We start from the raw sequence: 21236 nt of genomic DNA on the forward strand, positions 1-21236 counted from the left end.
TAGCTATGTGCACCTATCATTTCTGACCGTAGTAGGCGTTTTCTCCATGTTTGCGCAAGTAGTGTTTATCTAAGATGCTTTGTTTGATGGGTGCTAATCCTGGATTCAGATTCAAGGCATGAATACCCATCTTGGCTACTTCCTCAAGTACGACTGCATTGTGTACGGCTTCATCCGCATCCTTGCCCCAACAAAAAGGTGCATGATTTGCGACCAGTACACCGGGTACGGCAACAGGTTCTAAATGCAGTTCGTTCAGCGTCTCAATGATGACGTTTCCGGTTTCCAGCTCGTACGCCGTCTCGATCTCTTCATCAGATAATTCACGTGTACACGGAATTTCTCCGTAAAAGTAGTCGGCATGTGTCGTCCCAAAGGCAGGAATCGCTCGCTTTGCTTGCGCCCAGCTCGTCGCCCAAGGGGAATGCGTATGGACAATGCCTCCTATCTCAGGCAGAGCCCGATACAAAGCCAAATGTGTTGGCGTATCAGAAGATGGACGAAGATTGCCCTCGACGACGTTGCCTTCTAAATCGACTACGACCAAATCCTCTATCGCCAAAGCATCATACGGGACACCGCTCGGTTTGATGACGACCAAACCCGCATTTCGATCAATCCCACTAACATTCCCCCACGTAAAGGTGACCAAGTCATGCTTCGGTAATGCTAGGTTCGCTTCAAGCACTTCTTCTTTTAATTGACGACTCACCATACTGGTTCCCCTTTCTGACGTGACGCTTCCGCCTTAATTTTCTTTAATCGCTTCATCACATCATTTTCTCCACGACCGAAATAATCGTATAGCTTCGTGTATTCAGCAAACAGCGCCTCATACACTTCAACGTTTTCTGGAATCGGAAGATATGTTTTTTCTTTTACACGTCCCATCTTCGTCGCTGCTTCAGTGATGGTGGCATAACCACCTCGTTCTGCTCCTGCGGCTACGGCACCGAACATGGCAGATCCTAAAGCTGGAGTTTGAGAAGAGGCTGAAATCTTGATTTCCATGTTTAGGACGTCGGCATAAATCTGCATCATCAAGGCATTTTTCTCCGCAATTCCTCCTGCAGCGTATACTTCGTGGACGGGAACACCGCTTGTTCGGAACGCTTCAACAATCGTTCGCGTGCCATAAGCAGTCGCTTCGATCAATGCGCGGTAGATATCTTCTGGTTTCGTCAGTAATGTTGCACCTAGAAGTACTCCCGTCAGATTCGTATCTACCAGTGTAGAACGATTTCCATTCCACCAATCAAGAGCGATCAATCCATGTTCACCGACGCGTTGCATCGTTGCCTTATCAGTCAATAATTGGTGCGTACTAACACCTTGAATGTTCGCTTCTTGCAAATAGTCACTTGGTACACAGTTTTCGATGAACCATTCGAAATGATCTCCGACACAGGACTGACCAGCTTCATATCCCATTAACCCTGGTAAGACCCCATCTTCGACGATACCGCACATACCGGGTACGACCTGTTCCTCTTCACCAAGCAGGATATGACAAGTAGACGTTCCCATCACCATCAACAACTTACCGGGTTCTGTGATTCCAACCGCAGGTACTGCAACATGAGCATCTACATTACCTACTGCAACGGCAGTTCCCGGAAGGAGACCGATTCGTTCTGCAAAGGATATTGTTAATTCTCCTGCTTTGGCCCCAATGGGTGAGATGTCGTTTGAAAGCTTCTCCTCGACTACGTTCTCAAGTCGTGGATCTAACGCTTTGAAAAACTCTTTAGAAGGATAGCCTTCCTGTTTGTGCCAGATCGCTTTATAACCGGCCGTGCAACTATTGCGTACCACTTTTCCAGTTAACTGAGAAACGACCCAATCCGTCGCTTCTAAAATTTCGTGAGCAGCTTCGTAAATGGAGGGTGCTTCGTTTAGAATTTGCCAGACCTTCGGAATCATCCATTCGGATGAAATTTTTCCGCCGTAGCGTTTTAAGAAAGGTTCTTCTCGTTCACTCGCAATACGGTTCAAAGCGTCTGCCTCATCTTGAGCTGCATGATGCTTCCACAACTTCACATAGCTATGCGGATTATCTTGATACTCTTCACGGAAGCACAACGGATTTAAATCGACATCGATCGGTAGAATCGTACAAGCTGTAAAGTCGATACCAAGCCCAATGACTTGTTCCTTCGTAATACCTGCCTCTTTGACAACTGCGGGGATCGTCAATTCTAGGACCTCTAAATAATCACGCGGATGTTGGAGTGCCCAGTCATGTTCAAGCCGTGTTTTTCCATCAGGCAAAAATTGATCCATTACTCCATGTGTATATGGTTTGACTGCAGTCGCCACTTCATGACCTGTTTCGACATCAATCAAGACGGCTCTACCTGATTGCGTGCCATAATCAATTCCGATTGTATATTTCGACATTTCATCACCCTACTCCCAAAAAGAATACGCTTACATTTCAGAAGAAAAAATAAAGTGTGTGGGCACTCCCTCATTTTCATCCGGACAAATAATCAAAATTTGTGCAGAAAACTTAAATAAACAATAAATTTGTACGTATAACTTACACTATGATTGTATCAATTATTTAGGAATTAGCAATCATTTTTCAGAGAAATACGCAATTATTTACGTTTTTTTCTATTTATTAAACCTTTAATCTTCTTCAATACAGTTATTTGTCCGTACAAATAATTGATTTAACGTTTTTTTGTCCAAATTGCTGTTCCATCCTCACTAAGACCTGTCATGATGATCGTGGATTTCCAATTTTCCCAATCCCACGCTGCACCGACCCGTAATTCATAGCTTTCTTGCCCAATGCGTAGACTAAGGATGTTCTTCTTTAATTGCCACGAACCTTCCTCATCAAGAAGAGTGCCATCTTTTTGCAACTTCAGCTTTCTTGATTGTTGCTGACCATCATCAAATCGCGGAAAAATAATGATTTCCCATTCTCCAACGATCTGGTCTTTTTGAACACTAATATTCTTTTCACCCGCGTATCGTTCAGGCGAAACCACTGGCCACCCATCTTTTGTCCAATACACTTTTCGGATCTGCAATTGCGACCAATAGATATCTTCGCTTGGTCGAGCTTGATGGATAATAAAAGTATCTTCTCCATCCTGTAAAAATGCAGAATGACCGGTCCCCACGTAACCGTCGTCTCCTTCAAAACGGTAGGAGCCAACAATTTTTAAACCAGTATCAAATGATTCATCCGAAGTATCCCGTAAATCACGCCCACGAGAATCAACATAGGGTCCATCGATCGATTTTGATCGCCCAATTCTTACGTTATACGAATCTTCTAACCAACCATATGAAACCATCAAGTAGTAATAACCTGTTTTTGCGTTGTAAAGAATTTCTGGACCTTCTATTCCCATTGTCATATCTTTTCGCTTAGCAAGTAACTTTCCTTCTGACGACTTCTTCATCAATTTTCCCGTATTCGGATTGATTTCCGTTAAGAAGATACCACCAAAATAGGATCCATACGTCATCCACCATTTTCCTGTTTGGTCTTTTAGCACGTGAGGATCAATCGCATTAACCGTTTTTCCATCCCCTTCTTTTGAAGCGATGACGACTCCCTGATCGTGCCATGGTCCCTCAATATTAGAAGCACTCGTCATTCCAATGTACGAGGTACGACTGCCGACTTTTGAGACAGAATAGTAGAGGTAAAATGTACCCTTGATTTTTGTAATCGAGGGCGCCCAAAATGTATTTCCTCCTGTCCAATTGAACGCTTCTTGAGAGACTTCATCAAATACACGACCTGTGAATTGCCAATTAATGAGATCTTTTGATTTCCGAACCTGGATGCCCGGTGTCGGTGCACCTCCTACCATATAATCTGTCGAGAACACATAGTAGGTATCACCTTCCTTTATGATTGCCCCATCATGCGTAAAGTTTGTTGTCCACTTCTTTTCTTGATTCAAAACATCGGGTTGTACATCCATTACCTTCTTATCGAATGGCGCTTTCGGTAAATCCAAATCCTGAAGCGATGCATTGGTAGACCACCAAAAATAAGCGCAACCTACAATGAACAAGACAACCATCCCCATCACCATATTTTTCATACTGTTTTCCTCCTTTAATCACAAACACCCGTCTTAAGCAAAGACGGGTGTTCCATTTTTTCATTACCCCTCACCCTTTAACACCAGAAATGGCAATCGATTCGATGATTTGCTTCTGAAAAATCATGAAGACGATTAACATCGGTAATAATGCGACAACAGACGCAGCCATGATTAACGGATAATCACTTTGGATGGCATAGGATGCATTAAAATTGGCGATGACCAATTGTAAGGTTTGTTTCTCGGGAGAGTTGAGATAAAGAATTGGACCGAGATAATCGTTCCAGATAGCCATGAACCATAGAATTAATTGTGCGGCTACAGCGGGCTTGATCAACGGGAAGACGATTTTATAAAAGATTTGAAAATAGGAGCAACCGTCAATTTTTGCAGCTTCGATGATAGAATTCGGAATACTGTTCAAGAACTGACGTAAGAAGAAAATCATGAAAATATTTCCGAATAAACCAGGTACGATCAACGGAAGAAGTGTATCGACCCATCCGATTTCTGAGAACATCATAAACTGTGGAATCATCAGGACAGGGTACGGAATCATGACAGACGCAAACAAGAGAAGGAAGATTTTATTCTTCCCCCTAAAATTCAACTTAGCGAACGCAAATGCCGCGAGACTCGAGGTGAATGTTCCAACGATCGTGACAGATAGGGCGACAATCAGACTGTTTGATATACCAGACAAGAGCGGACCCATATTCCAAATCTCAAAATACTTATTGAACGATATGTCGGTAGGAATCCACACGGGCGGAAGTGAAAACACTTCATCTTTCGATTTCAGAGAGGTTGACACCATCCATAATAAGGGTGCGATCATGACGATTGCACCCATCGTCAGAAAGATAAAGACGAAGATATCAGTAATCCGATCTTTTTTCTTCACGGACATCGTCTCTACATTTTCTTTTTTACGGGTAAGAGCTAACTGCATGGTCATTCTCCTTTCTAAGGTATTAACGCCTCAATCCAAGTCAAATGATGATTTTTCGTTCATACGGAATTGGAACAAGGTAACGATGAAAATGAAAAGACCGAGAACGAGCGCCATTGCTGAAGCATAACCGAGCTGGAAGTTTCCAAAGGATTTTTGCCAAATGTAGAAGACGGCAGAAGCAGATGAATACTCCGGTCCTCCTGTCGGTGTCATGACGTTGATTTCCGTAAAGATTTGCGCACCACCAATAATATTTGTCACGATGATGAAGAAAGTGACAGGTTTAACCATCGGGAGTGTAATATACCAAAAACAGTGCCAAGCATTCGCACCATCTAACTTCGCTGCTTCATAATATGAACGCGGTACGCTCTGCAAGGCTGCCAAATACAAGAGCATCGTATAGCCAAGACCTTTCCAAATTGCCATGACGATCAACGCCGGTTTAACGGTATTAGCATTTTGGAGCCAGTTCGGACCGTCGATACCGATTAAGTCTAAGAACTGATTCACCAAACCATAATCACCGTTATATGCCCACTGCCACAAAATCGAGACAGCGGCGATGGAAGAAATGACGGGAATGTAATAGATAACCCGGAACGTATTTGTACCAAAAATCCCTCGATTCAAAGCGAGGGCAAGTAATAACGCTAATACGATACCAATGGGAATCCCAATCATCATGAACAGCGTGTTGTACATGGCTTTATAGAAATACTCGTCTTGGAACACGTTAATGAAATTTTCAAGACCAATAAACTTCATTTGTCCAAGTCCGTTCCAGTTCGTGAATGCACCATAGAAGGAATACATTAACGGAATTAAAGCAAACAGAAAGAACCCAATTATCGGAGCCGCAACGAATAGGTAAGCATACCGTTGCTCCGTACGATATAACTTGGAAATCGGTTTTGTCTTCATTTTCTTCCATCCTTTCTACACTAGAGATTCAGGTGGCGACTTACGCCACCCGACTCATCACCTCTAGTTAGTTCGCCTGTTTCTCTTGAGCGATGGCATCATCTAGCAACTTTTGCATTTTTGGTTGCTCTTTTTTCACATAGTCTTCCACTGATGTTTTTCCATCGAGGACAGGCTGGATGTTTTTGAAGAACTCGTCATACCATTCAGCAGTGTATGTTTTTTCTGCTGGCATACCGCGTCCGTAATCATTGATCAAATCAAGGAACTCCTGTTTATTAGCAGGTTTAATGGATGTGTCTTCTACCCAATTTTTAGCGATTTTCATGCTGTTCGGTAATTGTACTTGTGCATCTACCAAAGCCTGTTGTCCTTCTTGATTGGCAGATAAGTACATGGCTAGTTCTGTCGCTTCTTTTTTATGTTGCGTCGTTGACCCTACACCGATTCCGAGTGATCCAACCCAACCAGCTGCTTTCCCTGTTGATCCTGCTGGCCATGGAAGAAGGTCATATTCGAACTTTAATTGATCTTTGAAAGCTGCCATATCCCAAGGACCGACTGGGAAGAACGCCAGTTGCCCTTTCATCCACCGTTGATACGTATCGAGTGTCTGTGACTCTCCAATAGATGGAGTTACTTTATGTTTTAACTGCTGGTCCACAAAAAATTGGAGGGCTTCGATGAATTTTGGATCGTCAATCGTTACCTTCGTTCCCTCTTCATTGATCCAGTCTGCCCCATTACTCCAGACGAATGGTTGCAATGCCCAGTTCACGTTAAATCCAGTGCCATACTGATCCATTTTCCCATCACCGTTCGTATCCTTCGTTAACTTCTTAGCTACCTGAATAAACTCATCCCACGTGTATGGTTTGTCTTTATCCGGAAGTGATACCTTTGCTTTTTCGAACATCGTTTTATTATAGCCGAGCGCAAATGGTCCTAAATCTTTTGGAAGACCGTAAATAGCGCCTTTGCCAAGTACCTTTCCATCATACCGGTATTTATCAACACCTTTTTTCCAGATATCCTCTAACTGGATGTCCTTCGATCCTTCGACGTTCTTTGTGATATCTAGTAGTACACCCGAGTTCACGTAAGCTTTGACTTGAGCCGGATTGTAGAAAAAGACATCGGGTACTTTACGTCCTGCGATAGCAGATTTTAATTTTGTATCATATTGGTCCGGAGCTGTTTGTACCATTGTCACTTTAACGTCTTTATTGGCTTCTTCAAATCGTTTTACTGTTGCTTTGTACGCTTTTAGTTCTTCAGGATTTCCACGAAACATGAATGTGAGTTCGACTTTTCCATCCGCACTTTTACCATCTCCTGAACAACCAGCTAATGCTATTGATGTTGTCATCAAGGCAGTCATAGTTAGCGTAAACATCTTCTTTGTTTTAAGGTTCATTGTGAATTCCTCCAGTGCATTAATTTTCAGTGTCAAAGCGGAATTAAGATGTACGTACATATTTTTTTAAGCAAATACGATATTTTTTATAGCGAAGCCCACACAACGCTATAATAAAAGACAATTAAAACAAGTCAAATGAACAATGAAAGCGTTTTCTGCACAATTTGAGTCTATTACACACATTCGGACATGTCAATTTGATTTTTTGTCATTTATTTCTTTTTTGTACGTACATTTAAATGATTTATCGATTGATTTTCTCTTAAATCCATAGCAAACCGGACAAATCTTTGCTAATATGTAAGTACTATCATATCTTGTACGGATAAGTTTGCTGATACAAGAGAGAAAGCAGGGACGCCTTATGGCACAACGGACAAAATATAGCATCGTGAAGAATCATATACTTGATTGGATTAAGGATGGCACAGTACGTCCTGGTGAAAAAATTCCTCCTGAAAGTGAACTTGTACAATCTTTCCAAGTTAGTCGGCACACGATTCGCCAAGCAGTTGGAGAGCTTGTGAATGAAGGCTATTTGTACCGCGAACAAGGTTCAGGAACTTACTGCTCCCACGTACTTCCTAAACCAGAAGCTGAGGTAATCGAGCGCTCTAATAACGGCAAGAATATCGGTGTGATTACAACCTATATGTCTGATTACATCTTTCCATCCATCATTCGAGGAATCGAATCTCATTTAGCTTCGAAAGGATATACTCTGACACTTTCGTGTACAGACAATGATGTAGAGAAAGAACGTCAATGCCTCGAAATGATGTTAGATCGTCAAGTTGATGGATTAATTGTTGAACCAACCAAAAGTAGTAACCATAATCCGAACATCAAATATTATCTAGAACTTGAGCAACAAAACATCCCCTACTTGATGATTAACCAGTATTACTCCCAATTGATGCCTCCTCATCTCATGATGGATGACGAAAGAGGTGGATTTTTAGCAGCAGAACATTTAATCAATCTTGGTCATGAACGTATCATGGGCTTATTTAAAACGGATGATTTACAGGGAGTTTATCGAATGCGCGGATTCCTCCGTGCGTTTCGTGAGTACAATATTCCTTTAGAGTCAGAATTGATCATCACTTATACCACGGAAGAGTTAGTTCCAAGTTTCTATGATTCGATTGGACGCCTCTTCGAGAGTGAGGATCATCGTCCAAGTGCTGCGGTTTGCTACAATGATCAACTAGCCTTAAGTGTCTTGGATCAGTTAAGGAAGCTACGTCTATCTGTCCCGCAAGATATCTCTCTTGTAGGTTATGATGATTCCGTCCTTGCAGTGGCCACAGAAGTGAAGTTGACTTCGATCATCCATCCGAAACAAGAACTTGGACGTGCTGCAGCAGAACGGATCATCGCAGCAGTAGAGAAAAAAGAAGCCCCTCCATCTCACATTTATGAACCGGAATTAATTATTCGTAACTCAACAGCACCCTTTAATCGTCTCGAATCTAAGTCTGGTTAATTTTTGTGTAGAACTTCGGGGAGGTACTTATGAACTTAAGACATGAACAAAACAAACTATTCCAATTACTTGAATTTACCACGGGACTCGTACAGCTGAACTTTATTTTCTTTATCACCCTTTTACCAGTCATCACGATTTTCCCAGCTCTGTATGCACTAACTGCTGTCACACGACAATGGTCCGTTCATCAAGATTATAGTGTTTTTCGATCGTACATTCACTTTTTCAAAGAAGCGCTTCAATACCATTTAAAATTTGGTATGTTATGGACCTTCATCTTACTGTTTTTACTTTTTGATTTTTTAATCATTCGCCACATCGAAACCGGACAGACTTTCTTATTTACGGGTCTGTCAATCGTCAGCTTGTCATTTTTAGCTGTTTCCGTTTTCTTATTTCCAATCCTCTCGCATTATGAGTTGAAAAAAAAAGATGCCTTCAAGTTAGCTCTTTATAGTTTAGTACGTTATGGATATGTTTTATTGATTTCTTTTCTTTTACTAACGACATTGATTGTATTAGCATATCAATCGCCACTTTATTTACTGTTCGGCTTCTCGTTCGTTATTTTCCTTATTACCAAGCTGTATTTACATCAGCTGGATCGCACAATGCTTAAATCTTAGTCATTATTGGATAATACCTTCCAAGCATAAATCAGTTTGATTTTTTCTAAAGATTTATCTCTTTTCCCTATATAATTTTTTGTAATTAAGCTTGTTTATGATTCTTTACAGATAAAGAAATGCGTATACATTTCGACATCGAAATGTATACGCATTTCTTATTTAGCCATCATTGAACCTTCTTATAGCGTCCCTCAAGTTTAATCAGAAAGAGAAGATATTCATAAACTTGACCCATCTTCATTCATCGACCGATATGGACGGAAGTAAAGACGAACTTATCATAACGGTGTCGCGAAAACGAATACTCTAACGGCTTCCCGTTCCCGAGAAAGACGACTTGCTCGACCTCGATGATTGGATCGGTCTCCTCGTTCCCAAGATAATCACGAACCCACTGGTTCGGCTTATCCGCACGAATCATCTTATGTGAGCTCGTGATCGTGTAACCGAGATCTTCCTGGATGTATTGATAGATGGAACTATCAAGGACCTCCTTCGTCACTCCAGTGATCCACGAGGAGGGCATAAACGTATGCTCGATCACGTAAGGTTCGTCATCGACATAACGGACGCGCCGGATCTCATAGACAGGATCGCTCTTCTCGATCATCAAGTGACGGGCGACCTCCGTATACGGGAAGCGCACCTCGAACTGGAGGACCTCACTCCTGACGGTCCGCTCGCCGAGAAGCTTCGTCAGCCCTTGGGATTCTTTGTTCAACACGTTGATTCTTCTCTGTGAGAAGCTCGAAGGCAGGATGAAGCTCCCCTGTCCTCGTTGACGATAGATGATGCCTTCCGACACAAGGATTTCGAGTGCCCGCTTCATCGTCATCCGACTGACCGCGAACTCCTCCGCAAGTTGGATCTCTCCGGCATCGCTTCCTCGACATCATAACCTCCGTTAAGGATCCGTTTACGTAGTTCATCTACGATTTTCTCATACTTTGGTTTCTTTTTAGTAGACATGATTACACCCCATGTATAGACATATTCGTATAATATAACAAAAAAAGGATGACCAGGGCTAAATATACCCTGTTCATCCTTCATCATCTCAAGAATCCATTCTCTTCGATCACTCGCTTAAACCATTGTCCACTCTTCTTGACCGTCCGGCTTTGAGATTCGTGCTTATCCAGATCCTGCGAGGCCTTACTTGAGAAGAAAGAGAATCACGGACTTCTTCAGAAAACGTCTCAAGATTCCGTATCGGTCTCCCAGCATTATCTTTCATACCAATCAATGAGTAGCTCAGGTTTTCTTCGATTGTAATGATTTGGCTCGACGTCATGGAGACGACATCCTCACATGCATTGAGTGTCTTACATGAATTGATCGCTACGTCCTTCCAAATAAATTTAATCGGAAGATTTACCTCCATGAACCGGTTCAAAGAATCGACGAGGAGATGCGTCTTGCTCGACTCCTTGTTCTCGAGCAAGATTTGTTTCACGCGAGAGGATACATAGAAAAATGATTAGAACGTATACACATCACTATCAAAATGTATACGTTCTAATCATTTTTGAAGCACGTCCTTTTTTCTATGTGATACCTCGACCAACCATTCGAGATGCAGCGTCAATCAGATGGATGAAGGAAGTGGGACGTCTCTCATGATCCATTCCAATTCACCTTTGATTCGAATAGGAAGTACCTGTCGTCAGCATAAGTTGATCTCCAGTATTGACTTTGAGCGTTCAATCGCTTTCAACTTCAATTCGGTCGTCGCTTGGACATGATAGATGTTAAATTCGGGAACCTGTACTATTCTCTTTATCTGTGCAGTCTTCATCTGTTTCGCTTTCACTTCAAGCATGACATCTTCTTGCGGAGATGGACGTAACGGTCACCGCTTTATCCAGATGTAGTTCACGAGCTCGTCCGTCTTCATCCGTTCGATCGAAGTCTTACAGTCAATAGGTCATGTCAAAGGATTGTTGCGTCTCGAGAATCAAGAAGCCCTTTTCGATAGCATGGATCGTTCCACTCGGGACGAAAATGAAATCTCCCTTCGCAACCGGTAGACACGTTATTAATCGACCTAACTCTTCGTTGCTAGCATATTCAATAATTCTTCCTTTGATCTCACAGAATAATCAATGATAAGTTCTCCCTCCAGGAATATTTCCACCAATAATAACGGATTGTGGCAAGCGGCTAAGCTGTCATGAGCAAATACATGAATCCTTCGGTACTCCAACATGCTCTGCAGTTCTATATTCTTAATGACAATTGAGGAATTATGAAAGCGCCAATAAACTTTTTCACGAATTCTGCTCAAAAGGAATGAGCTCTGGAATAGTTCATTCAACAGAACTGGATTACTCATTTTCTCGAATCACTATCCAACTACATAAGTGTATCTATTGAAAATAGATATATTTTCTTATGCAAAAACACCTTCGATGTCAGTACATTTTAAAAATGTACCACTCCGAAGGTGTTTTATATTGTATCAAAATTTAGGTTAGTCTACTCCTATATCGTTTTTTAACGGTATAGTGCGATGAAGTTTTTATTTTAATACGTTAGGTAAATAAATATACTTGTTTTGATTCAGCTTCTTAAATTGATTTAAAGCTTTATTTGGTTTGTTTTTCAATTTTTCTTTACTTATTAACAAAGCTATTGCTCCAGAAACTTTTGGAGCTGCATAAGATACACCAGCATCTTGGTAGTAGCCTCCATCCATACCAGTCGTCAGTATCAATTCTTTCTCAAACCATCCTTCCTCCATCCATTTCTCTTGTCCATATTGATTTAAGTAACTGAAGTCCCCTCCTGCTGCGTAATAGTCAATAAAATTTCTACCATAGTTACTAAATATAGATTGAGTATTTAACGGACCAATAGATCCTACAGAAACTACTTTCGATAATTGAGCAGGCATATCATAAATTTTTACTTTTTGTTTTTTGATGATTCATCTAAATCATTTCCAAGCAAAGTAAATAATTCTTTCATATCATTCTGATTTCTAACGTTCACTCCAGCATTGCCTGCAGCAGCCACCACGATACTCCCTTTTTTATATGCATAATCTACAGCTTTTTTATAGGCTTTATACTCTTTCAGATCATTTGTTCCATCTTTGTATTGACCAGAAACTAACATATATTCTCCAAGGCTTAAATTAATTACATCAGCATCATCGTTTGCAGCCTCAATAATTGCTTTTAATATCCATTCTGTCTTAGCAGACTTTTCCCCAAACACGCGATAACTACGAATACCAATTCCAGGAGCGACTCCGTGTAACTTTCCATTAGCCGAAATTTGACCAGCGACACCTGTCCCATGTCCCATGCGATCTTTATAATCATTTTTATTTCCTAATTCGGTACTTTCGGTTCCATTATATCCACCGACAGGAACCAAATTCTTTGATCCTTTGACCACACTATCTTTTAAATCCTGGTGCTCGTCATTTATACCTGAATCAATTATAGCGACTACTGTTCCCTTATTTGCCTGATGCAATGAGTAGCTCAATTTATCTCCTGTAATTTGCTTCATATCCCATTGAGCTTCCCAGAGTGAAAATGTTTCTTCGTTTAATGATGGATTTTCTTCTCTGGCAATTGGTTTTAATGAAGAAGAAGAAAAAACACTTTCAATATATTTGTTTTCCTTTAATTTTGAGTGCGAATCTTGAACAACTATTAATTTTAATTCAGGAATTTGATAAGTAACTTTTAATGTTTTGTCTTTTATGACTTGCTGCATTGATTCTTTTGAAACACTTTCTTTGAAGATAATTACTTTTTCGTTATTATTACTAAGAGCATCCGCAGACACGTTAGAAGGTATTCCATATAAACTACCTACTAAGACTGACAGGATGGTTACTCTTTTCATCATGTTCAGATTCCCCCATTTTTAAATATAGTCTATAGTATCGCTGTCTATTGTTAATCAATTCAGAGTGTGTTCCACTCTCAACTATTCTTCCCTCATGTAATACAACGATTTTATCAGCACTTTGAACTGTATTTAATCGATGAGCAATGATTAGTTTACCTACTTTTAAATTTTCAATGTTTTCCTTTATTAAGTGCTCGGTGATATTATCAAGACTGCTAGTCGCCTCGTCAAAAACAATTAGCTTAGGCTTTTTTAAGAGTGCTCGAGCGATAATCAATCTTTGTCTTTGTCCTCCTGAAAGATTACCACCACCTTCGGAAATGATCGTCTCAAACTTTAATGGAGTTTTTATGATGTCATCATAGATCATTGCCATTTGGGCCGCTTCTTCAATTTCCCTCTCCTCTACTTCAGCACCCATTCCAATATTTTCTTTGAAAGTTCCATTAAAAAGTTCTGCCTCTTGTAGCACTGATCCAATCTGCTTTCTTAAAGTAGGAAGATGATACTTTTCAATAGCGATATCATCAATCAAAATTTCACCTTTAGTCACTCGATGTAAACCTAATAGTAGTTTAGCAATTGTACTTTTCCCAGATCCAGAAGGACCTACAATTGCGACTGTTTCTCCTGGCTTTATTGTGAAAGAGATATCTTTTATAGTATTTTCTACAAATTGATTATGAGAAAACGAAACATTTTTGAATTCAATCTTTCCCATTTTTAACTCTTCGTATACTAAACCTGGATTTGTTTCTTGTTCCTCCTTAGTTTTTATTACATCTACTAACCGTGTAAAATATGCTCTTAAAGAGACTATCTGTGTATAGTGGTTACTCATTGAAATGATTGGTGAGATGAACGATACTGCGATTGAACTAGAGGCAATGACTGTCCCAACTGTTATATCTCCTCTTAAATAAAGCATTGTTCCCATCCATAAAATCAATAACGGAATCATTACTTGAATTCCAGATGTGATAGTATACACAATACCTTCCCAAATGTTTAATCTTTGACTACTCTTTAATTGTGTATCGTAATTTATACTCCACTTACCCAAGAGTTCTTCTTCAATCCCTAACACTTTAATATCCATAGCATTGTGAACGATTTCAGTAACCTGTGATTGAACCTTAACTTTATCTCGTATACTAGTGTCTACTAGTTTTCTCACGATTTTTGAATTGAAAAATAGGCTTGTCATCAGGATGATAGACAGTAACAGTAAAATAACTGCCAGTATCTTTGAGAAAGTCATTAAAATGAAAAAGTAAGTGATGATCAACATGGCATCAATGATTATAGAGATAAACGTAGTCGAAAGAATGTCTCTTATGTAAAAATTAGAGTTTGCTCGAAATAAGATATCTCCATTGGATCGATTATCAAAAAAGGAATGAGGTAATCTAACCAATGTATTCATGAAATCAGTCATAATTGATTTATCAATACTTGTCTCAGCCTTTGCTAAAATAAACGACCTTACCCCTGTGAAGAATAAATAAGTAATGAATATTCCTAGTATCGTAATACCGACAACATTCATTAGGGGCTCTTCTTTGTTGATTAGTAAATGATCAGTAGTCCATTTAGTGATTAAAGGGATAGTTAATAATACTATTTGAAGAAGGATTGTCAGTGCTAACAAATGGAATACTGTCTTTTTGTGTTTGCTGAAATAATGAAATAATATATTCGATTCTTCAATTGACCTTTTTTGGAACGTTGACGAGGGCGAAAACATGATGGCAAATCCACTCATTTTAGTTATGAAGTCTATTTTTTTTAACCTCATACGTCCTTTTGCAGGATCTACAATATGGAAAATATCATTACGTATTTTTTCTAAAATTACGAAATGGTTTCCTTCCCAGTGAAGTATGGCGGGTAAAATCAAATTTTCAACACCACTTTCATCTATTTGAACAGCTCGACTCATCATTTTTTTATTATCTGCAATTTGTGTTAAGTTCAGAAACGAATAACCACCACGTGGACTAGGAAACTCATCGCGTATTTCATTTAGTGTTATTTGATAATCATGATAATTGAGTATCATGGCGACACAAGCTAAACCACATTCACTAAATTCCATTTGTTGAATAAATTTAACTTTTTTCATGCCGATACTCCTTTTTGATTATAAATTAAGCGCTTTTAATAGGATCATTTGTTGATGAGGATCAACCATTTCTTTGTAAATTTCATTTTTTGAAATGCAAATTTTTTTATAGTCACTACTATTTTGTTTGAGTATGTTTAGTGAAATACTATACATGCATTTTCCATACCAAAAGTTTATTTCTTTTAACTGTTCAATGTATTCTTCGCTCATTTCTTTTTGAATCAGGCTTTTTATTAATGAATTATAAAAACCTAGTATTTTTTGTTGTATTTCCGAAGAAACAATTTTTTGAGCAAATATTAATGAAGTACTTGCCTCATTATAATTTTTTTATTTATGTGATAATGAGCCTTTAAAATTGCAATTGAGAATACCTCATCATCATTAGATGCTGCAGTTACTTTTTTTTCTAACCAAAGAAACTCATCTTCTTGAATATCTTCTATCGCCTTATAATAGAGGTACTGTACAGTATAGTCATCTACTACTTCAGCATTACTTTTCTTCATTAGAGAAACAATTTCTCCTCCATCAGTACCTTCTACCGGTATAAGTGTGATTATCCCTATTATTAAATTCAGGATTAAAAAATAAGAATAAGAGTCACTAGAGGTAAGTTGAGTATTAGGCTCAATTGCTCGATAACTTAACATAATCACTGCAACAACTAAGTTAATTAAAGGACCTCCAATATAGTTTAATAACAGCTTTCTTTTAAGATTTTTTATATCTTTTCTAGATTTAAAGTACATTTTTGTTGTCCCTAGCGCTAAAAATACATTTTCGTTTATCATAATTTTTATTTTTCCATTCACTTGAATTGCTATCAAGAACCACCATGTTAAGAAATGCAATTGAGCATGTTGTATCAATCCCGCTACTAAGTGACCTATTTCATGAATAGCGATAACAACCATCATAAGGAGTAATAATTGAAGTATCAAAAGATACAAAGAATCGTTTTGATACTTGTAAAAGAATGTACACACAATGACCATTATTAAACTTAGTGTTATCGGATGTAAGAGTAGATACTTAGATTTAAGCATACGATTCAAAGTACTCCTCAAGCGTGTCGCAATCAAATAAATGATTTTCAACCCAATATTTATGTTCAAAATGTTGTTGTTCATATTGACTTAAAATAATTTTCAATGTATTGAATGTAGTTTCTTGATAATCAGTCGGAGTAAATTTATAACTAGAATCAAGAACATGCAACATTGAATCGACAGTCTCTTCTACATAAGTATCAGCTAAAAAACTTTCTGTTTTAATAAAATTTGTTTTGTGAATAACTGACGCCCCCATAAAACTTAACGTTTTCTCTAGATAATCTGTAACGAATGTTGCTCCATTACTTTCAGCTGTTGAAATTACAATCCCAGCTTTTTTTACGAGCGTATATAGATGCGCCCAATATGATAAGCGATCGATTAAAACTTTCATATCCGAAGAAACATTGTGTGAATATACAGGACTCGCCAAAACTATATAATCAGCTTCTTTCATTTTTCTTTTTATCATTTCTCCATCGTCAGGTTTATCTTTTAATTCACTTGGACACTTGCCAAGATTAAAACACTGCCTACACCCTGTAGAAGGATTTAATTGAGTGTTTAACGGCGAATATATATCAATCTGAAGCTCAATTTCTTTAGAACAAAGATTTTTAAATCGAGAAATAATTTGGTTTGTCAAATCAAATATTCGTGAATCTTTATTTCGTGAACCAACATAGACAAATATTTTTTTTAACATGATTTTGTCCTCCTTCAACTCAAAATGCTTGGTACTTCATCTGGGTTAATCAGTCTTAAAAGTTGGTACCCTATGCCAGAAGTTCCAGTAAATAAACTAATGTCTTCAAAATTGCTATTATGCATTAACTTATACTCGCTATTATTATTTTTAAGCTTTATAACCGCCATGCCAATACTTCTACCTTTTTCAAACGTATCTGATGACGTCAAGAAATATTCTACGAGACTCATATTCCCATGACAAATTGAATCATTATTCATTAATGTTTTATTTTCTAACCGATTGTAGTTGTTTACAAATATTTTATGCCCCTGCATTTCTTGGTCAAACACTTCATTTTTTGTCATATCGATCCCTAAACAACCTGTGCACCAATGAAGACTTTTGCTAGATTGTAGACTTTCCGGAATATCAATATTAGAAAGAAGCGAGTTAGCAAAGTCATTGTATTTTTTGATTTGAGTCAAATTAAATAATCTCTTAATAATTACAATTTTTCCAAACTCGCCATGACCAAAACTCGGATCTTTGATCGGGACGTTTTTATTCACTAAGAAATCACCACACTTTATCGCTAACTCTAATACTCTTGACATTTTTGTATGTTCATAAAGACGTATCAAACTTCCAATTAGGCTAGTAATTCCGTTAAGATAATCTAATTCAACAATTGAATTGCTCTTATCATTCAAAATTTCTTCTATTTTAGAACAGTATTGAATAATTAATTTTAAAATCTTAGCATTGTCATCTTTGAAATCATTCATATACGAAAATGCGTGCAGATAGGCTGGATAACCCGAAAGTCCAAGCTTATAATCAAATACTAATTCTGGGTTACATTGCGCCAATAGTTTTTGGTAAAACTCTTTGTACTTTTTGATACCTGTTTGATTATATAAGTGATAATAAAACAGTAAAATTCCAGAGGAGCCATTATAAAAATCATCCGAACTCGGAGCCAGCGACCAAACATCATCATCTGATTGATTACTCGGAATAATCCAGCTTACATGGTCCAAATCAATTGCTTTTTCAATTATGCTGTCTGCAATTTCATAAATTTCATTCAATACGATCTGTTCATTCCACTCAAATGATAATTTCGAAAACGGTTCAGAAATTGTCTCTAGCGCAGATAATTCTTTTTTTCTAACACTTGAGAAATCACCGAAGTGTAATTGTATGACTGAAAGTTGATGCTGCAATTCGCTTTCAGACACTTCATTGAAAGTAGTTAAAAGATATTCATAGGGCGTATAGTCATAATAGTTCTCAATCATCATGCTTTTATTCCCTTCAATATGAAGAGAATTAGTAACATTAAAAAATACTGGAATATCGTTAAAAATCATATCGCGAGTTTCTGAATCAATAATTGATTTATCGGCATATGGAAATACCCACATGTTTTCGAGTGCTTTTTCTCTATCCAACATATCCATCAGCATTTGAGGATGCTGCATGTGCATCAGAATAGTGGCATACTGGTTTGTGTCTCTAAAAAGAACTCTTACTTTTAAATTTTTGAACTTCTCTAATACTTTAGAGTTTAAGAGTTCAGCTTTATTTTTTATAATCATTTCATACACTGCTTGAAAACCAGTTAGTATTTGATTTTTATAATGTTTATAGTCTATTTCTACTATGTCATTTTCAAGAGTCGGTAAATTTTTTGATCCTTTTAAAATAAACTCTTTATATTCATATCGCATTTCGTCAGTTCCCTGATTTACTGGCTGTAAGACCTTATAATCTAACTTGCTTTCTCTTCCATTTAATGCACTTAAATCTAGTTTTTCAGTTTTTAGTCCATTCGTTGGTAAGAACAGTGTTCTCGTTACATTTTTAAAATTGCGATCTCTAATTTCTTTAAGTGTCAGTTCTTCTTCTTGACCGAATAAAGGATTTTGTCTTTGAATTAATGTTTCTAGATCAATAATGACTGGATGCGAACCATGCGAAATAAGATTCTCCATGTGAATATCTGTTCCATTTAAAATCTGGAAAATTGCCATAAGCTGTCCAAAACGATGATAGAAATCTTCAATTTCTTCTATAGATTCGCAATATTTTTGCTCTATAAATAACTCATACGAGTATGTATTTTTATTTAACGTAGGCAATGTCTTTAGACTTTTAAAGTTAGGGTAATTTAATCCATTCATATAATTTATGAAATCATTAAATACTTTATTCACTTTCAAATCTTTAGGCTTATAAACAATTTTTGTTGAATCTAATAATTCTAATACTGTTACAGTTCTTCCCTCTTGGTGTGTGTCCCCTTCACCAAACTTCATCCCAATAATTTTTAAATCTCCTGTTCGAAATTCGCACATTAATTCTTTTTGATCTTCGACAATACGGTTCACTAATTCATTAACATGGTCAATAAAGAATAGTGAGCGCGAAGATAATAATCTTGTAATAACCATGTACTTATCGAAAAATGCATTCAATTTTTTTATTTGATCGAAAGATTTAACAAAATGCATATAACGCTCTTCAGGTGATTCTCCAATTAATAAGCCTTGCTCTTTTTCAAGGTTCAACTCTAATACAAGTGTTTTATGAACAATTTCCGATAACTCATTTGTTATGTATAGAATTACCTGTTCGAAAACAGGTGTAGAAAAAATATTTTTTGAGGAATCTCTAAAAAATAGTTGTTTTAAATCAATTTTAATATTTTCTATAAATGGACGGATTACATTCGAAAAATTATCATATGTTTCATTTGAATCTAAAATATTCTTTATCCCACGATCGTAAAATTTATACCAGTCTGACTCAGCAGCAACTTTTTGATATTTTTCTTGCAATTCAAATTCTGGTTGATAACAAATCGCATGAGAAAAAATATTTTTGTTTAAACTCTTTGTTTTCAGCATTTCGTTGAATGTATTCTCAGAAATGATAGACATCTCTTGTCTCCACTTTAACAATGATGGATGAACATTCGAGATATTCGTTCTTTGTAAGATTTCATACCTTTCTTTGATAGTTAAAGCTTTAAAAAGATTTTTCATTTTAGTGCCTCCATTCTAATCTCAAAATTAAAAACTCAGAAGTGAGCGACCGAAGTCGCCCACGCTATTCTTATTTTTTATTATCTTTTCCGCACTTCAATCCTGCAGAAGCTAAGTAACTGCCGACAAAAGAAAGTAAAGCAGAACAAACCAGTGATGACCTAACATCTACATCAGTAGATCCACCAAAAATTTCATTCATCTCTTCTTCAGACAATTCTTTAAGGCTTGTTCCTACAGCATCAAGACTTTTAAGGTTTTCCATCAGAACCTCCAAGTATTATTAGTTTTAGTTTTATCCTAAGCAATCTTTATTGTGACTTACAATTCCACTGATGGCAGATGCTCCTGCACCAATACAAGCTTTTGTGCTTTTTACAATTGAACGAGCTACAAGAGAAATTACTGGAGTCCAACGCGGATCTACATCTGAAGCACCATAGATCTCAGACATCTTTTCAGTATCCAACGATTTCATTCCTTCACCACATGTTGCATTCATAAGCATGATTTCTTTTTCAGTCATTTTTTACATCCACCTTTTAAAATATATTTTCATTTCATATGCGAAAAATTACGTCTAATGTTTCACAACGAATTGAATATGTCCATGTTAACAAACCAAAAATGGAATAATACCCATTTAAATGGAATTGGTAAATACGTCCTATACTAATCCTTAATTCAACTTATTTTGTTTGAAATTTTAGCGATTCTCACTTTCATTGCGACTGTAAGCATTTTTAAACATTTAATAAAATACCTAATTTAGTTAGTTTTTTTAAAATAAGTTCAAAAGAACTAGATTTTTTTAATTCCGTTTTTTATTAAGCGTTTACAAAAATGTCTAATGATTCCGTAAAAATGAAATCATTAGACATTTGATTAGTTATTTAGCAACCAATAAGTTAGCTTCTAGTTTTCTATGCTTTTAATTTTTATC

At 37.4% G+C, this 21236-nt stretch carries 16 protein-coding genes and 1 pseudogene; 2 read left to right on the top strand and 15 right to left on the bottom strand.

Annotation, left to right across the window (positions count from 1 at the left end; translation table 11 throughout):
* Positions 1-16 precede the first annotated feature (16 nt).
* The 6 genes from araD to N179_RS15770 all read right to left on the bottom strand — a co-directional run bounded on the left by araD (position 17) and on the right by N179_RS15770 (position 7375).
* On the bottom strand, positions 17-715 hold the full coding sequence (araD, locus tag N179_RS15745; RefSeq protein ID WP_053451843.1) for an L-ribulose-5-phosphate 4-epimerase: 699 nt from the start codon (positions 713-715) through the stop codon (positions 17-19).
* Positions 709-2400 carry a ribulokinase gene (gene araB, locus N179_RS15750; RefSeq protein ID WP_055970043.1) on the bottom strand — a complete coding sequence of 564 codons (1692 nt, stop codon included), beginning with the start codon at positions 2398-2400 and terminating at the stop codon, positions 709-711. Before araB ends, araD begins: the two co-directional genes overlap by 7 nt.
* Before the next feature lie 278 nt (positions 2401-2678).
* Positions 2679-4076: an arabinan endo-1,5-alpha-L-arabinosidase gene (locus N179_RS15755; protein ID WP_055970046.1), complete on the bottom strand. Its 1398-nt coding sequence runs from the start codon at positions 4074-4076 to the stop codon at positions 2679-2681.
* A gap of 70 nt (positions 4077-4146) precedes the next feature.
* A complete protein-coding gene (locus N179_RS15760; RefSeq protein WP_082487314.1) occupies positions 4147-4989 on the bottom strand; it encodes a carbohydrate ABC transporter permease in 843 nt (280 codons plus the stop codon).
* A gap of 72 nt (positions 4990-5061) precedes the next feature.
* Positions 5062-5958 carry a carbohydrate ABC transporter permease gene (locus N179_RS15765; protein ID WP_053451839.1) on the bottom strand — a complete coding sequence of 299 codons (897 nt, stop codon included), beginning with the start codon at positions 5956-5958 and terminating at the stop codon, positions 5062-5064.
* Positions 5959-6025: 67 nt separating this feature from the next.
* Positions 6026-7375: an ABC transporter substrate-binding protein gene (locus N179_RS15770; RefSeq protein WP_058265993.1), complete on the bottom strand. Its 1350-nt coding sequence runs from the start codon at positions 7373-7375 to the stop codon at positions 6026-6028.
* 367 nt (positions 7376-7742) lie between these two features.
* On the opposite strand from N179_RS15770, the gene N179_RS15775 reads away from it, so the two are divergent.
* Positions 7743-8867, top strand: coding sequence for a GntR family transcriptional regulator (locus tag N179_RS15775; RefSeq protein WP_075643137.1), 1125 nt, complete (start codon positions 7743-7745; stop codon positions 8865-8867).
* Between the two features lie 29 nt (positions 8868-8896).
* A complete protein-coding gene (locus tag N179_RS15780) occupies positions 8897-9496 on the top strand; it encodes a DUF624 domain-containing protein (protein WP_055970057.1) in 600 nt (199 codons plus the stop codon).
* A 244-nt stretch (positions 9497-9740) separates the two neighbouring features.
* On the opposite strand, the pseudogene N179_RS15785 reads toward N179_RS15780, so the two are convergent.
* The 9 genes and pseudogenes from N179_RS15785 to N179_RS15825 form a co-directional block, all read right to left on the bottom strand.
* Positions 9741-10468 (bottom strand): annotated as a pseudogene (locus N179_RS15785) (GntR family transcriptional regulator).
* Positions 10469-12020: 1552 nt separating this feature from the next.
* On the bottom strand, positions 12021-12395 hold the full coding sequence (locus tag N179_RS16850) for a S8 family serine peptidase (RefSeq protein WP_083639958.1): 375 nt from the start codon (positions 12393-12395) through the stop codon (positions 12021-12023).
* Positions 12396-12406: 11 nt separating this feature from the next.
* Entirely contained in the window at positions 12407-13366 is a 960-nt protein-coding gene (locus N179_RS15795) for a S8 family serine peptidase (RefSeq protein WP_083639959.1), read from the bottom strand.
* Positions 13326-15494 carry a peptidase domain-containing ABC transporter gene (locus N179_RS15800; protein WP_055970066.1) on the bottom strand — a complete coding sequence of 723 codons (2169 nt, stop codon included), beginning with the start codon at positions 15492-15494 and terminating at the stop codon, positions 13326-13328. The genes N179_RS15795 and N179_RS15800 overlap by 41 nt, the downstream gene beginning before the upstream one ends.
* A gap of 302 nt (positions 15495-15796) precedes the next feature.
* Positions 15797-16546: a hypothetical protein gene (locus tag N179_RS15805; protein WP_075643138.1), complete on the bottom strand. Its 750-nt coding sequence runs from the start codon at positions 16544-16546 to the stop codon at positions 15797-15799.
* The gene (locus N179_RS15810; RefSeq protein WP_055970072.1) at positions 16539-17258 is read right to left on the bottom strand and encodes a flavodoxin family protein; all 720 of its coding nucleotides are present in this window, start codon (positions 17256-17258) and stop codon (positions 16539-16541) included. Before N179_RS15810 ends, N179_RS15805 begins: the two co-directional genes overlap by 8 nt.
* Before the next feature lie 14 nt (positions 17259-17272).
* Positions 17273-20293, bottom strand: coding sequence for a type 2 lanthipeptide synthetase LanM (lanM, locus tag N179_RS15815; RefSeq protein ID WP_055970076.1), 3021 nt, complete (start codon positions 20291-20293; stop codon positions 17273-17275).
* Positions 20294-20363: 70 nt separating this feature from the next.
* Positions 20364-20558 (bottom strand): lichenicidin A2 family type 2 lantibiotic, encoded by a 195-nt coding sequence (locus N179_RS15820; RefSeq protein WP_055970079.1) that lies wholly within the window; start codon positions 20556-20558, stop codon positions 20364-20366.
* Positions 20559-20588: 30 nt separating this feature from the next.
* Positions 20589-20819: a mersacidin family lantibiotic gene (locus N179_RS15825; protein ID WP_230088609.1), complete on the bottom strand. Its 231-nt coding sequence runs from the start codon at positions 20817-20819 to the stop codon at positions 20589-20591.
* Positions 20820-21236: the final 417 nt, after the last annotated feature.

This window comes from Exiguobacterium indicum HHS 31 (assembly GCF_001939065.1).
GTDB classification, from domain to species: Bacteria; Bacillota; Bacilli; order Exiguobacteriales; family Exiguobacteriaceae; genus Exiguobacterium_A; species Exiguobacterium_A indicum.